The organism is Kitasatospora sp. NPDC056181 (assembly GCF_042266225.1).
In the GTDB taxonomy this organism is placed as follows: domain Bacteria; phylum Actinomycetota; class Actinomycetes; order Streptomycetales; family Streptomycetaceae; genus Kitasatospora.
The window spans coordinates 22,354-35,387 of sequence record NZ_JBHJUK010000099.1 but is presented as its reverse complement, the minus strand read 5'-3'; the positions used below and the strand labels follow the sequence as shown (position 1 = coordinate 35,387).

General features: G+C 74.7%; 11 protein-coding genes. 4 read left to right on the top strand and 7 right to left on the bottom strand.

Annotation, left to right across the window (positions count from 1 at the left end; genetic code table 11):
* Positions 1-43: 43 nt before the first annotated feature.
* Complete coding sequence (locus tag ACFC1F_RS29985; RefSeq protein ID WP_376162960.1) at positions 44-2,509, bottom strand: Tex family protein; 2,466 nt, start codon at positions 2,507-2,509, stop codon at positions 44-46.
* Positions 2,510-2,623: 114 nt separating this feature from the next.
* Complete coding sequence (locus ACFC1F_RS29980) at positions 2,624-3,202, bottom strand: hypothetical protein (protein WP_376162958.1); 579 nt, start codon at positions 3,200-3,202, stop codon at positions 2,624-2,626.
* 66 nt (positions 3,203-3,268) lie between these two features.
* Between ACFC1F_RS29980 and ACFC1F_RS29975 the strand changes: the two genes are divergently transcribed.
* Positions 3,269-4,177, top strand: coding sequence for an aminoglycoside phosphotransferase family protein (locus tag ACFC1F_RS29975; protein ID WP_376162956.1), 909 nt, complete (start codon positions 3,269-3,271; stop codon positions 4,175-4,177).
* Between the two features lie 86 nt (positions 4,178-4,263).
* On the top strand, positions 4,264-5,220 hold the full coding sequence (locus ACFC1F_RS29970; protein WP_376162954.1) for an aminoglycoside phosphotransferase family protein: 957 nt from the start codon (positions 4,264-4,266) through the stop codon (positions 5,218-5,220).
* Between the two features lie 14 nt (positions 5,221-5,234).
* Here ACFC1F_RS29970 and ACFC1F_RS29965 read toward each other — a convergent pair whose 3' ends face one another.
* Both ACFC1F_RS29965 and ACFC1F_RS29960 read right to left on the bottom strand, forming a co-directional pair.
* The gene (locus ACFC1F_RS29965) at positions 5,235-5,873 is read right to left on the bottom strand and encodes a tetratricopeptide repeat protein (protein WP_376162952.1); all 639 of its coding nucleotides are present in this window, start codon (positions 5,871-5,873) and stop codon (positions 5,235-5,237) included.
* An 86-nt stretch (positions 5,874-5,959) separates the two neighbouring features.
* Positions 5,960-6,811: an LLM class flavin-dependent oxidoreductase gene (locus ACFC1F_RS29960; protein ID WP_376162950.1), complete on the bottom strand. Its 852-nt coding sequence runs from the start codon at positions 6,809-6,811 to the stop codon at positions 5,960-5,962.
* Positions 6,812-7,065: 254 nt separating this feature from the next.
* Here ACFC1F_RS29960 and ACFC1F_RS29955 point away from each other — a divergent pair, with 254 nt between their 5' ends.
* Complete coding sequence (locus ACFC1F_RS29955) at positions 7,066-7,797, top strand: tyrosine-protein phosphatase (RefSeq protein ID WP_376162948.1); 732 nt, start codon at positions 7,066-7,068, stop codon at positions 7,795-7,797.
* A 97-nt stretch (positions 7,798-7,894) separates the two neighbouring features.
* Here the strand turns inward: ACFC1F_RS29955 and ACFC1F_RS29950 are convergent, their stop codons facing one another.
* The 3 genes from ACFC1F_RS29950 to ACFC1F_RS29940 all read right to left on the bottom strand — a co-directional run bounded on the left by ACFC1F_RS29950 (position 7,895) and on the right by ACFC1F_RS29940 (position 11,045).
* A complete protein-coding gene (locus tag ACFC1F_RS29950) occupies positions 7,895-9,067 on the bottom strand; it encodes a sensor histidine kinase (RefSeq protein ID WP_376162946.1) in 1,173 nt (390 codons plus the stop codon).
* Positions 9,068-9,110: 43 nt separating this feature from the next.
* Positions 9,111-9,677 carry a hypothetical protein gene (locus ACFC1F_RS29945; protein WP_376162944.1) on the bottom strand — a complete coding sequence of 189 codons (567 nt, stop codon included), beginning with the start codon at positions 9,675-9,677 and terminating at the stop codon, positions 9,111-9,113.
* A gap of 417 nt (positions 9,678-10,094) precedes the next feature.
* Positions 10,095-11,045 carry a pentapeptide repeat-containing protein gene (locus tag ACFC1F_RS29940; protein WP_376162942.1) on the bottom strand — a complete coding sequence of 317 codons (951 nt, stop codon included), beginning with the start codon at positions 11,043-11,045 and terminating at the stop codon, positions 10,095-10,097.
* Between the two features lie 301 nt (positions 11,046-11,346).
* Here ACFC1F_RS29940 and ACFC1F_RS29935 point away from each other — a divergent pair, with 301 nt between their 5' ends.
* Complete coding sequence (locus ACFC1F_RS29935) at positions 11,347-13,017, top strand: DUF2079 domain-containing protein (RefSeq protein ID WP_376162940.1); 1,671 nt, start codon at positions 11,347-11,349, stop codon at positions 13,015-13,017.
* Positions 13,018-13,034 lie beyond the last annotated feature (17 nt).

Genomic DNA, 13,034 nt, shown 5'->3' with positions numbered 1-13,034 from the left:
GACGTGCAGTCCACCGGCCCGCCGCTGTCGTACGTCCGCGGACTCAGCGCCGCCCGGAGCGGCGGCCGCCCTCGGAGCCGGAGCCGCCGCCGGTCAGCCCGGCCCGGCGCAGCGCGTCCGCCATGGCACTGTTGGCCGGCGCGGCCTGGCCGCCCGCGGCGGAGCCACCGCCCTGCCCGCGGCGGTCCTGGCGCGGCGGGCGCCCCTGCCGCGCCCCCCGGTCGCCGCCGCGGTCGTTCCCGCGGTCGCCCCGGTCGTTCCCGCGCGGCCCGCCGCGGTCGCCGCCCCGCTCGCGCCCGACCTCGTCGTCCAGCCGCAGGGTCAGCCCGATCCGCTTGCGCGGCACGTCCACGGTCGTCACCCGGACGGTGACGATGTCGCCGGGCTTGACCACCTCGCGCGGGTCCTTGACGAAGGTCTTCGACAGCGCCGAGACGTGCACCAGCCCGTCCTGGTGGACGCCCACGTCCACGAAGGCGCCGAAGGCCGCGACGTTGGTGACCACACCCTCCAGCACCATGCCCACCTCCAGGTCGCCGATCTTGTCGACGCCCTCCTTGAAGGTCGCGGTGCGGAACGCCGGGCGCGGGTCGCGGCCCGGCTTGTCCAGCTCGCCGAGGATGTCGGTGACGGTCGGGATGCCGAAGGTGTCGTCGGCGAAGTCGCCGGGCCGCAGCGCCCGCAGCGCGGTGCCGTTGCCGATCAGCCCGCGCAGCTCCCCGCCGGTCGCGGCCAGGATCCGCCGCACCACCGGGTACGCCTCCGGGTGCACGCTGGACGCGTCCAGCGGGTCGTCGCCGTCCGGGATGCGCAGGAAGCCCGCGCACTGCTCGAAGGCCTTCGGGCCGAGCCGGGCGACGTCCTTGAGCGCCCTGCGGGTGCGGAACGGGCCGTTGGCGTCCCGGTGCGCGACGATGTTGTCGGCGAGCGTCCCGGTGATGCCGGAGACCCGGGTCAGCAGCGGCGCGGAGGCGGTGTTGACGTCCACCCCGACCGCGTTCACGCAGTCCTCGACCACGGCGTCCAGCGAGCGGGAGAGCTTCACCTCGCTCAGGTCGTGCTGGTACTGGCCGACCCCGATCGACTTGGGGTCGATCTTGACCAGCTCGGCCAGCGGGTCCTGGAGACGGCGGGCGATCGAGACCGCACCGCGGATCGACACGTCCAGCTCCGGCAGCTCCTGCGAGGCGAACGCGGAGGCCGAGTAGACCGAGGCGCCGGCCTCGCTGACCATCGCCTTGGTCAGCTTCAGCTCCGGGTGGCGCTTGATGAGGTCCTCGGCGAGCTTGTCGGTCTCCCGGGAGGCGGTGCCGTTGCCGATCGCCACCAGGTCGACGGCGTGCTTCTCCGCCAGCGCCGCCAGGGTGGCGATCGAGGCGTCCCACTTGTTGGCCGGCTGGTGCGGGTAGATCGTGTCGTGCGCGACGACCTTGCCGGTGGCGTCCACGATCGCGACCTTCACGCCCGTCCGGAAGCCCGGGTCCAGGCCCATCGTGGCGCGGGTGCCCGCCGGGGCGGCCAGCAGCAGGTCGCGCAGGTTGGCGGCGAAGACGCGCACCGCCTCGTCCTCGGCCTCCTGGCGCAGCCGGCCGCGCAGGTCGATGCCGAGCCGGACCAGGATCCGGGTCCGCCACGCCCAGCGCACGGTGTCGCCGAGCCACTTGTCGGCCGGGCGGCCGTGGTCGGCGACGCCGAAGCGCGCCGCGATCCGCTGCTCGTAGTCGCTCCCGCCCGGGAGGTCGCCGGCCTCCTCACCGTCGTACGGGGAGAGGTCGAGGTCCAGCACCTCCTCCTTCTCGCCGCGCAGCATCGCCAGGATCCGGTGCGAGGGAAGCCTGGTGTAGGGCTCGGCGAAGTCGAAGTAGTCGGCGAACTTGGCGCCTTCCTGCTCCTTGCCGTCCCGGACGGTGGCGACCAGCCGGCCCCGCGTCCACATCCGCTCGCGCAGCGAGCCCACCAGGTCCGCGTCCTCGCCGAACCGCTCGACCAGGATCGACCGGGCCCCCTCCAGCGCGGCGGCCGCGTCCGCCACCGACTCGTTCAGGTACGCCGCGGCGAGCGCGGCCGGATCCTGCTCCGGGTCGGCGAGGAGCGTGTCGGCCAGCGGCTCCAGGCCGGCCTCACGGGCGATCTGCGCCTTGGTGCGCCGCTTCGGCTTGTACGGCAGGTAGATGTCCTCCAGCCGCGCCTTCGAGTCGGCGGCCAGGATCTGCGCGCGCAGCGCGTCGTCCAGCTTGCCCTGCGACTCGATCGACTCCAGGACGGCGGTGCGGCGCTCCTCCAACTCGCGCAGGTAGCGCAGCCGCTCCTCCAGCGTGCGCAGCTGCGTGTCGTCGAGCGAGCCGGTGACCTCCTTGCGGTACCGGGCCACGAACGGCACGGTCGCCCCGCCGTCCAGCAGCTCGACCGCCGCCTTCACCTGCCCGTCGCGAACGCCCAGCTCCTCGGCGATCTTCCGCTCGATCGCCTGCTGGGCCTGCTTGGCCGCCTGTTCGACTGGCGTGGTCACTGAGCCGGTCACCTTCTCCAGAGTTGCTGTCCCCGTATGTCCCTGCATTCTGGCACTGCCCGGTGACGGCTCCCGGCCGCGCCCGTGCCCGCCGGGCGTGGCGCGGGCCGCCGTTCACTCGTCGACGGTCGGGGACGGGCGGCCGTCGTCGGCGATCCGGATCAGGTGGGTCCGTCCGAGGCCGGTCACCAGGCGCAGTTGGTCCGGCCCGACCCAGACGAGCTCCTTGATGCCGTGGCGGTCGATGTCCGCGACCTGCCAGCGGCGGACGCTGAGGCCCGAGCCGTCGTCGACGTAGACGTAGGAGTACGGGTCCGGTCCGAGCCCGGACGTCCCCTCCTTGACCACCAGACGGCGGTCGGGCCGGCCCGGTGCCGCCTCGGTGCGGGTCGTCCTGAGGTCGTCCGAGAAGGCGCCGACGAGGAGCCAGAGCGGCACGCTCCCCACGATCAGCGTGAGCACCACGGCACCGAGCGCGCTGCGGAACCAGCCGTGCGAACGCCCGAGGACCAGCGCCACGAAGAGCAGCACCAGTGCCGACGTCCCGAACAGGAGGGGCTCGTCGAGCCACTCGCGCAGGACCAGCAGCCCGCCCGAGCGTGCGTTCACCCGGCCCACCACGGCAGCACCGGCCAGCGTGGCCGATCCCCCGAGCGCCCCCCACATGACCCAACGGTCCCATCCGATCGTCATGTCACCACTCAATCATGTTCGAAATTCACCCAACTCGCCGCTCCACCTGGCGGTACAGTGCCGGGCATGTGCGCTGCCGCTCGGATGCACAACCACCCGCACGACGACGAACCGGACATCGACGCCGCCCTGGTCCGGCGGCTGCTCGCCGCCCAGTTCCCGCAGTGGAGGGGGCTGACGCTCGAACGGGTGCCCTCCGCCGGGACGGACAACGCCATGTTCCGCCTCGGGCCCGAACTCGCCGTCCGGCTGCCCCGGGTGAGCTGGGCCGCCGACAGCGTCGCCCGTGAACAGCAGTGGCTGCCGAGGCTGGCCCCGCACCTGCCGCAGCCGATCCCCGAACCGATCGCCCACGGCCGGCCGGCCTCCGGCTACCCCTGGGAGTGGTCGGTATTGCGCTGGCGCGGCGGCGCCAACCCGGTCGTCGGCTCGGTCACCGCACCCCTGCGACTGGCCCAGGACCTCGCCGCGTTCGTCAGCGCGCTGCGTGCGGCCGACCCGGCCGGCGCCCCGTCGTCCTCCCGCGGCGTCCCGCTCGCCACCCGGGACGCCGCCACCCGGGCCGCGATCGGCCGGCTGACCGGGACGATCGACACCACAGCGGCAACCGCCCTCTGGGACAAGGCCCTTCAGCTCCCCGAACCCACCGCCCGGCCTTCCTGGATGCACGGCGACCTCTCCCCCGGCAACGTCCTGCTGGCCGACCAACACCTCGTCTCCGTCATCGACTTCGGCCTGATGGGTGTCGGCGACCCGACCGCGGACCTCATCGTCGCCTGGAACCTCCTCCCCGCCACCGCCCGCCCCGTCTTCCGCTCCGCGCTCGCCGTCGACGACGCCACCTGGGAACGCGGCCGCGCCTGGGCGCTCTCCATCGCCCTGATCCAGCTCCCCTACTACCGCAGCACCAACCCCTCACTGGCCGCCAACTCCCGCCACGTCATCCGCGAGGTGCTGGCCGACCGCAGCGTCTGAGGATCGCCGTCGGGGAGCCGCCCCGGGGGCGGTTCCGCGGCCGGCCGGCCCACGTGCCCGCCTTCCCCGGAGTGGATACTGTGCCCATGGGCGGCCCCGACATCGACGAACGCCTCGTGCGATCCCTCCTGCACGAACAGCATCCCGACCTCGCGGACCGCGACCTCCACCCGGTACCCGGCGGCTGGGACAACCAACTGTGGCGCCTCGGAACCGATTTGGCCGTACGGATGCCGCGCACCGAACGAGCACCGGCACTGCTGCGCAAGGAACGGCGGTGGCTTCCCGCTCTGGCGCCGCGCCTGCCGCTCGCCGTCCCCGCCCCCGTACGGGCCGGTGAGCCGTCCGCGCGCTTCCCCCGGCCGTGGTCCGTCGTACGGTGGGTCCCCGGCGAACCGCTCGACCGGGCGCCGATCAGCCGCGGCCGTCATGCCGCGGAGATCCTGGCCGGCTTCCTCGGGGCGCTCCACCGGCCGGCCCCCACCGGGGCACCGGCCGGTTCGTACCGCGGCGTTCCCCTCCGGACGGTCGCGGACGAGTACGACCGGCGGCTCCGGAACATCGCCCCCGGCCGCGTCCCCGACGGGGCCCGGGACGTCTGGGACGAGGCCGTCGCGGCTCCCGACCGAACGGGCCCGCCGCTCTGGCTGCACGGCGACCTGCACCCCGGGAACGCCGTCGTCTCGCGCGGGACCCTGTCCGGCGTGATCGACTTCGGTGAACTCTGCGCCGGCGACCCCGCCACGGACATCGCCGCCGCATGGCTGCTCCTCCCGGCCGGCGCGGCCGCGCACTTCTTCGACGCCTATGCCGACGCCCGCGCCGGCGTCTCCGCCGAGGCCTCTGCGGGCGTCACTGTCGATGCTTCCGGCGTCTCCGCCGCTGGCGACGCGGCGGTGATCAGCCGGGCCAGGGGCTGGGCCGTCCTGCTCAGTCTCTCCCTCATCGGCATCGGCCAGGCATGGGAACGCGGCCTGGCCGGCGGGCAGCCGCACTGGGGACGGGCGGGACGGGAGGCGCTGGACCGCGTCCTGGCCGCCTGACCGGCGCCCGCCCCTCAGCCCAAGGCCGCGCGCGCCTCGTCCACCGACCGCAGGACGGCCTTCGCGTCGGCTCCTGCGGCGAGGGCGGCCGCCTCGTCCAGCAGCGCGAGCGCGTCACCGGGACGCCCCTCGGCGGCGGTGAGGTACGCGAGCCCGACCAGGTTGGCGGCGACGCCCGCGGCGAAGCCGAGGTCGCGCCGCAGCCGGGTGGACTCCTCCAACAGGGCGCGGGCGTCCGCCAGTTCGCCGGCCATGTGGGCGGCGATGCCGAGGTGACGCAGGGCGTAGGAGAGCGTGCGGTTCTCGCCCGCCGCGGTCGCGAGCTCGCGCGAGCGGTGGAGGGCGGGGAGGGCGGAGTCGTGGTCGCCCTGGACCACCTGGCGGTAGACGCCGGTCCAGAACTCCGCCTCGGCCTCGCCCGGTTGGTCACCGAGGGCGTGGTAGAGCCGGGCGGCCCGCTCGAAGAACACCAACTCGTCCGCGTCGGCGGTGCCTTCCTGGAGGTGGCGGGCGTGGAGAACACGGCCCCGGGCGAGCGAAAGGTCCGCCTCGACGGCGTCCAGCTCGCGTCCGGCGGCCGGAAGGGCCTCCGTCTCGCCGCCGAAGGTGGCACGGTCGCAGAGCAGTTGGGCCCGTTCGATTCGTTCGTCCATGGCCCTGAGCCTATGTCGCCGAGCACGGCGGCGGGTCGCAGCCCCGGGCGGTGCGCAGGGAGCGCACCGCCCGGGGGCGCCGACCGTCAGAACAGCGCGTCGGCGAGCCGGTCCACCTGGGCGGCGTCCGAGGCCCAGCAGTACAGCACCACCTCGTCGGCCCCGATCCCGCGGTATCCCTCCACCGCGGCCCGGATCGCCTCCGGCGTCGTGAGCAGGCTGTTGGCCATGCACTCGGCGCGTCCGGTGAAGGCGTAGTAGTCGTGGAGGTTGCGGCGGGCGCTCTCGACCGTGGCCTCCGGGCCGAGCGCCACCGACGCCTGGGCGACCAGCCGCGGCCGGCCGGGGCGCTCGTGCCGCTCCCAGGCCGCCTCGACCTGCCGGTACAGACCGTCCATGGTCTGCGGCGGCAGCGCCGCGCCGAGGAAGCCGTCCCCGAACCGGCCGACCCGCTCGATCGCCGCCGGCGCGAACCCGCCGAACAGCACCTCGGGGCCGCCCGGCGTCGCGGGAGCGGGCCCGATCGGGCCGACCCCCTCGCCGTACGGCGCACCGGACCAGGCCCGGCGCAACAGTTTCATCTGCTCGTCGAGCCTGCGGCCGCGACGGCGGAGGTCGATGCCGGCGGCCAGGCAGTCGTCCTCGCGTCCGCCGATGCCGATGCCGAGCGTGAACCGCCCGCCGGAGAGCCGGTCGAGGGTCGCGGTCTGCTTGGCCAGCAGGGCGGTGTTGTGGTGCGGTGCGATCAGCACCTCCGTCTGGACCCGGATGCGGGACGTCGCTCCGGCCAGCGTGGCGAGCGCGACCAGCGGCTCGGGGTTGTCGTACACCAGCCGGTCGAGCAGGCCGATCGTGCTGAACGGGCCCGCGTCGGCCTGCCGGGCCCAGGTCAGGAGCTGGGCGGGGTCGTCAACGGGAAGGCCAAGGCCGATCTTCATGGGGGGAAACCTCCGGAGGGCATGCCGAATCTGCGTGCCGCCCCTCCGTAGCACCGCGCGCTGTGCGCGGGCCTGCTCCCGTTCTGCGGCTTTCGTTCCAGAGAGCGTTCATCTCGTCAGAGTGGCACCACCGTACGCATGTTGACCGGCGTCAGGCAACCCGTTTTCCGGAGCGAGGAGCCGGGCGTGGCGCCTGCGCCGGTCCGACGACCACGCCGGAGGCCGACGAAGGATGCGCTCGATAGGGTGCGGGCATGACACGCCACATCGCCTTCGACGCCCTCTGCAACTTCCGTGACCTGGGCGGCTATTCGACAGCTGACGGTCTTTCGACGCGCTGGGGGCGGCTCTACCGGTCGGACTCGCTCGGGAAGCTCTCCTCCGCCGCCGACCTGGAGCGGTTCCGGGAACTCGGCATCGGGACCGTGATCGACCTGCGCTACCCGTGGGAGATCGCCCGCCGGGGGCGGATCGCCGAGCTGGACGGGGTGGCGTACCACAACCTCTCGATCGAGCACCGGCCGTACGACCAGGCCGAGATCGACCCGGGGCTCGACCCCTGGCGCTACCTGGCCGACCGGTTCGCCGAGGTGGCCGAGGACGGGGTGGTGGAGATCCGGGAGGTGCTGGAGTTGATCGCCACGGCCGACCGGCCGGTGGTGTTCCACTGCGCCTCGGGCAAGGACCGCACGGGGCTGATCGCCGCGCTGGTGCTGACCCTGCTCGGGGTCTCCGAGGACGACGTGGCCGCGGACTTCGCGCTCACCGAGCTGGCCACCCCGCGGCTGGTGGCCGACTGGCACGCTGCCAACCCCGGGCGCGAGCTGCGCTGGCCGGGCTTCGGGCGCGCACCGGAGACGGTGATCCGACTCGCGCTCGCCGACCTCACCCGGGCCCACGGCTCGGTGCGTGCCTACGCCACCGGCAAGCTCGGCATCGACGAGGGACTGATCGGCGAGCTGCGCGCGCGGCTGCTCGCGGAGTAGCCGGCCGGCGGGCCGGGACGGGCCCGGCCGGGGTGCGTCGGCCGGGGTGCGCCGGCCTCGGCAGGGGACGGAACGGTCCGCACGGCCCGACGCGTTGTCACGCCCCCGGCGAAGGTGCCGGCTCCGGGGAGAGCGGCAGCGTGGCGGCGACCCGGAAGCCCGAGCGGTACGGCGTGGCGGTCAGCTCCCCTCCGAACAGCGCGATCCGCTCGGCGAGCCCGATCAGCCCGTGGCCGGTCGACAGCTCCCGCCGAGCCTCGGGCCGGCGGCCGGCGCCGTCGTCCACCACCTCGACCTTCAGGACGTCGGACCAGGTGATCCGCACGGCCGCGCGGCTGCCGGGCCCCGCGTGCTTGGTGACGTTGGTGACGGCCTCCTGTACCAGCCGGTAGGCGGTCAGGTCGAGGCTGTCGTCGAGGCGCACCGGCGTGCCGCTCACCTCCAGGTCGATCACCACCCCCGCCCGCCGGACGTCCTCCAGCAGGGGCGCCAGGTCCGCCAGGCCGTGCCGGACGGCGTGGTCGAGGGGTGCGTCGGCGGTCCGCAGCAGCCGGAGCATCCGGCGCAGTTCGGCCATGGCGCTCCGGCCGAGGTTCTCGATGTGGGTGAGCGCCTCGGCGGTGCCGGCCGGATCGGCGGGCGCCGTGGCCCGGGCGGTCTCGGCCTGGAGGACGATGACGGCCACGGCGTTCGCGACGATGTCGTGCAGCTCGCGGGCGATCCGGGTGCGCTCGGCGGCGACGGCCTGGCGGGCCCGGGCGAGTTCGCGCCGGTCGTGCTCGGCGGCGGCCGCACTGGCCCGGCTCCAGCGGCCGACGCCCCAGGCGACGGCCGTCACCGGCAGGTAGAAGGCGAGGTCCACGATGAGCACCGGGGTCGCGTACCCGGGTGGCTGGCCGGACACGGTGTACCAGGTGTCCAGGGAGGCGGGGACGAACGCGAGGGCGAGGGTCGTCAGGGCCGCGGCCCGGCGACACTGGCGGGCCACCGTGTAGAGGGCGATGAGGAGTCCGAAGTACGGCGTGAACCCGAAGTGCGTGCTGATGGTCAGCGCGTCGCCGACGACCGCGACCGCCCAGACGACCGCGAACACCGCGACCGGCCACCGGCGCCGGAAGGTCAGTGCGACGACCTCCGGCAGGGCCAGGGCGATCTGCAGCAGGCGATCCGGCCAGGTCGTCCCCGGCACGACCGGCGTGCCGAAGTAGAACAGCTCCGGGATGACGACCGCCAGCGCCAGTGCGGCGTCCTGGAGGCGCGCGGACTGCACCCACCTGCGCTGACCGGCCCGCACCACGGTGTCCGCCTCCTCGTCAGGGGGTCCCGCCCGGACGCTTCTCGTCCGGGGCGATGCGGACGCAGCAGCTCGTCGAGGGGCAGCAGACCCCCTCGATGAAGATCGCGACATCGGCTGTGGCCGCGGCGAGCCACCAGGCCTCCGGCGGCGGCGCGAGGGCGTCCGGCGGGCGGGCGACCGGATAGCCGAGGTCGGCGTACGCGGCCCACAGGTCACCCCGGTGGCGCAGCACGCTCTCGGTGAGTCCGTCCCGGGTGATGTCCGGGGCGGCCTCGGTGTGCCGCGACGGCCGGACCAGCGGCAGCACGGCGGCGGATGCCCGGATGCCGTCCACGACGAGCGCGGCCAGGTTGAGCCCGGCCGCCGGGATCGTCTCGGCGCCCCCGCCCGGGTCGGGTGATTGCGAGATGTGGACGAGGAACCGCCGCCAGGGGTCGCCGAGCACCACGGGTGGGTCCGGGACCAGGACGGTGGTCGTTCCGGTCAGGAAGCCGTGGGCGAGGACCTCGCCCGGCCTCCCGCCCGGTTCGCGGAGGAGCACCGTGGCACCGACGGAGGGATTCCGGGTCGGTTGGTCGTTCATGGTGGAGGGTTCCCAACTGGGTGTGGGCGTCGGCGAGACCTGGCCGAGGAGTCCTGACCATCGTCACGCGCCCGCCGCTCCACGCCCGGACGAGCGGGCTGTGCGGGTGGGCCGGCTCCGATTCCGGCCCGTTCTCGGGGGGACGCCTCCACCGTCACCCCTTCCCGGTCCCGGACGCATGGGCCCCAGGTCCCGGTCACGCCCCCGATACGGCGGGTGACGATCCCGGAGGGCCGCCGGGGCCGGGCGGCGGGCGGCGGCCGGGCCCGGCGTCCTGCTCAGCGCGGGCTCCACTCGGGCTCCACTCGGGCTCAGCGCGGGCTCAGCGCGGGCTCGACTCGGGCTCCACTCAGGCTCCACTCGGGCCGCGGGATCAGCGCGGGCTCAGTGCCACCGTGTGCTCACGGCAGCGTGGCCTCAGCGGCGGGGCTTGCCCTGGCCGGAGCCCGGCTGGGACTTGCGCGGCCGGTGACGCCCGCCCTGGGGCCGACGGGCCGAAGGCGCCGAAGGGGCCGACGCGGCTGCCGTGGCGGGCCAGTGGGCGGGGCGGGTGAGCGTCTCCGGCAGGCGGGTGGTGGCGTCGCCGCGGGCGGCGTTGAGCTGGGCCTGGGTGAGGAAGAGGGCCTCGGTGAGGTCGGCGCCGACGAGGTTGGCGTCGCGCAGGTCGGCACCGACGAGGTCGGCGAGGCGCAGGTCGGCGCCGGAGAGGTCGGCGGCGACCAGCAGCGCGCCGCGCAGGTTGGCACCGCGCAGGTCCGCCCCGCGCAGGCGGGCGCCGAACAGGTCCGCGCCCCGGTGCTCGCGTCGGCGGGGCACCGCAGCGCGGACGAGTTCGCTCGCCTTGAGCAGCAGCTCGGCCACGGCCTGCCGGTGGGCGGGGACGTCGACCGCGAGGATCTCCTCGGGGGTGCCGGCGGCGAGCCGTTCGGTCTCCGCCAGGGCCCGCCGCAGCTCGGCGTGAACGGGGCGGGCGGGGGCGAAGGTGAGCGCCTCGGTGAGGTACCAGAGCAGCTCGTGGAGCTGGCGTACGACGGGGAACACGTCGAACATCCGCTTCGCGCTCGCCGGCTCCTCCCGCCAGCTCCGGCCGCCGAAGGTGACCTGCGAGACGTGCTGGCCCGCGCCGAAGCAGTCGTACACGGTGCAGCCCTGGAAGCCCCGGTCGCGCAGCTGGGCGTGGATGCCGCAGCTGAAGTCGGTCCGGAGGTTGCGGCACGGGGTGCCGGCCGGCTTGTCGACGGCGAAGTCGGCGCCGGCGGCGAACGGCAGCGCGGCGCAGCACAGCCCGAAGCAGTTCCCGCAGTCGGAGAGCAGGTTCAGCGGCGCGGGCGCGGAGGCGGCCGGGGAATCAGGCGTGGGCTCGGTCACTGTGCTGCTGGTCCTCCGTACTGCGGCGGGACCCGGCCGGTCCGGTCCCCGGTAGAGCGTACCGACACCATCGTCGCGTCCGCGGCGGGCCGGGAACCGGGGGCCGGGTCACGGCGGTCCGTTAGTGTGGTCGGCCGGTGTCGGTGCAAGTCCGGAACGGTCCGGAGCGGATCCGGAGCGGGTCCGGAGCGGGTCCGGCGCGGGTCCGGTTCGGGTCCGTGCGGAATCGGGGGCACCGGAGACACCCGGAGCAAGCCGATCACGACCCCGGTCGGCAAACCGATCAGTGGAGGAAGCAGGCATGTCCCGGCACGACGTGACGGCGTACCCGGACACCGAGGGAACCCAGGGCGCCGAGGGCACCGGGCCCGCCAGGGCCGGTGGAGCCGCCGAGGCCACCGAGGCCGGTCCCGCCCGGGCCGGCGACGCTCTCCGCCTCTCCCCCCGGGCCCGCACCGCCGCCCTCACCCTGCTCTGCTTCGCGGTCTGCCTCGGCATCGCCGCCCAGCAGTGGACCACCCTCCAGCTGGGCGGGTTCGACCTGGGCATCTTCGACCAGGGTGTGCGCGGCTACGCGCACTTCGGCCTGCCGGTGTCGTCGCTGAAGAGCTTCCACCACGCGTTCCCCCCGGGCTTCTCCCTCCTCGGCGACCACTTCTCGCCGGTGATCGCGCTGATGGCGCCGCTCTACTGGATCTGGGACGACCCGCGGTCCCTGCTGATCGGCCAGGCCCTCTGCTTCGCCGCCGGGGTGCCGCTGATCCGGCGGGTGGCGGACCGCTGCTTCGCCGACGCCGACCCGCGCACCGCCCGCCGTGCCGCCGACCTGGCGGGGCTCGCGTACGGGCTGGGCTGGCCGCTGCTGGTGGCCTCGCGCGGCGGGTTCCACGAGGTCGCGTTCGCCGTGCCGCTCACCCTGCTGATGCTGGAGCGCGGGATGGCCCGCCGCTACGCCACGGCCGCGCTGGCGGGGCTGCTGCTCTGCTGCACCAAGGAGGACATGGGCCTGGCGGTCGGCGCGTACGGACTGGTGCTGTTGCTGCGGGCCCGCCGGGACGAGGACCGCGAGCGCCGCCGGCAGAGCGCCCGCTGGGGCACCGGCTTCCTGGTGGGCGGTCCGCTGGCCTCCGCCGCCGCGATCGCCTGGCTGATCCCCGCGATGGGCGGGGCGCCGGGCTACTACTGGAACTACCAGTCGCTGGGCACGGACGGCGGCGACGCGCTCTCCCACGTCCTCCGGGACCCCACCCTCCTCGTCTCCGCGCTCTTCGACGCACCGCTGAAGCCGCTGCTGCTGCTCTGGATCTTCGGCACCCTGTTCCTTCTCCCGCTCCGCTCGGCGACGGTGCTCTGCGCCCTGCCGCTGCTCGCGGAGCGGGTGCTGTCCAGCAACCCGAACCACTGGTCGATCGCCCGGCACTACGACGCGTTCCTCTGGCCGATCCTGCTGGTGGCGGCGCTGGAGGTGCTGGGCCGCCACCACGGCCACGCACTGACCCGCCGGCTCGGTGTGGCGGCGGCGGCCGTGACGGTCGTGGCGGCGCTGCCGCTGGGCGCGGCGAACCTGTTCGTCCCCGCCTACTGGCAGCCCAAGCCCAGCGAGGCGGCGCTGCTCCGGGGCGCCGGGCAGATCCCGGACGGCGCCACGGTCGAGGCCGACAACCAGGCCGCGCCGCGGCTCTCCGCCCGGACCGACGTCGTCCTGGTGGACGAGAAGCCGCGCGGCCGCGAGTACGTGCTGATCCGCTCCGACAAGCGGGCGTTCCCGTTCAAGACGGACCGCGAGCAGGCGGCCCGGATCGAGCTGCTGCTGGCGCACGGCTACCGGCAGATCTGGTCCGAGGGCGGCGTCGTGCTGCTGCACCGGGAGGGCTCCGAGCCGGTCCCCGGCGAGGAGGTTCCCGGCCCGGACAGCACCCCGTACCAGGACGAGGTGCCGTCCGACGTCGGCCACAACCTCTTCCGGGGCTGACCGGCGCGCCACCCTGC

Bases quoted from the DNA above. Each gene is read 5' to 3' on its own strand.
- ACFC1F_RS29980 (WP_376162958.1), bottom strand. From the start codon at position 3,202: ATGACGATCGGATGGGACCGTTGGGTCATGTGGGGGGCGCTCGGGGGA.
- ACFC1F_RS29975 (WP_376162956.1), top strand. From the start codon at position 3,269: ATGTGCGCTGCCGCTCGGATGCACAACCACCCGCACGACGACGAACCG.
- ACFC1F_RS29970 (WP_376162954.1), top strand. From the start codon at position 4,264: ATGGGCGGCCCCGACATCGACGAACGCCTCGTGCGATCCCTCCTGCAC.
- ACFC1F_RS29965 (WP_376162952.1), bottom strand. From the start codon at position 5,873: ATGGACGAACGAATCGAACGGGCCCAACTGCTCTGCGACCGTGCCACC.
- ACFC1F_RS29960 (WP_376162950.1), bottom strand. From the start codon at position 6,811: ATGAAGATCGGCCTTGGCCTTCCCGTTGACGACCCCGCCCAGCTCCTG.
- ACFC1F_RS29955 (WP_376162948.1), top strand. From the start codon at position 7,066: ATGACACGCCACATCGCCTTCGACGCCCTCTGCAACTTCCGTGACCTG.
- ACFC1F_RS29945 (WP_376162944.1), bottom strand. From the start codon at position 9,677: ATGAACGACCAACCGACCCGGAATCCCTCCGTCGGTGCCACGGTGCTC.
- ACFC1F_RS29935 (WP_376162940.1), top strand. From the start codon at position 11,347: ATGTCCCGGCACGACGTGACGGCGTACCCGGACACCGAGGGAACCCAG.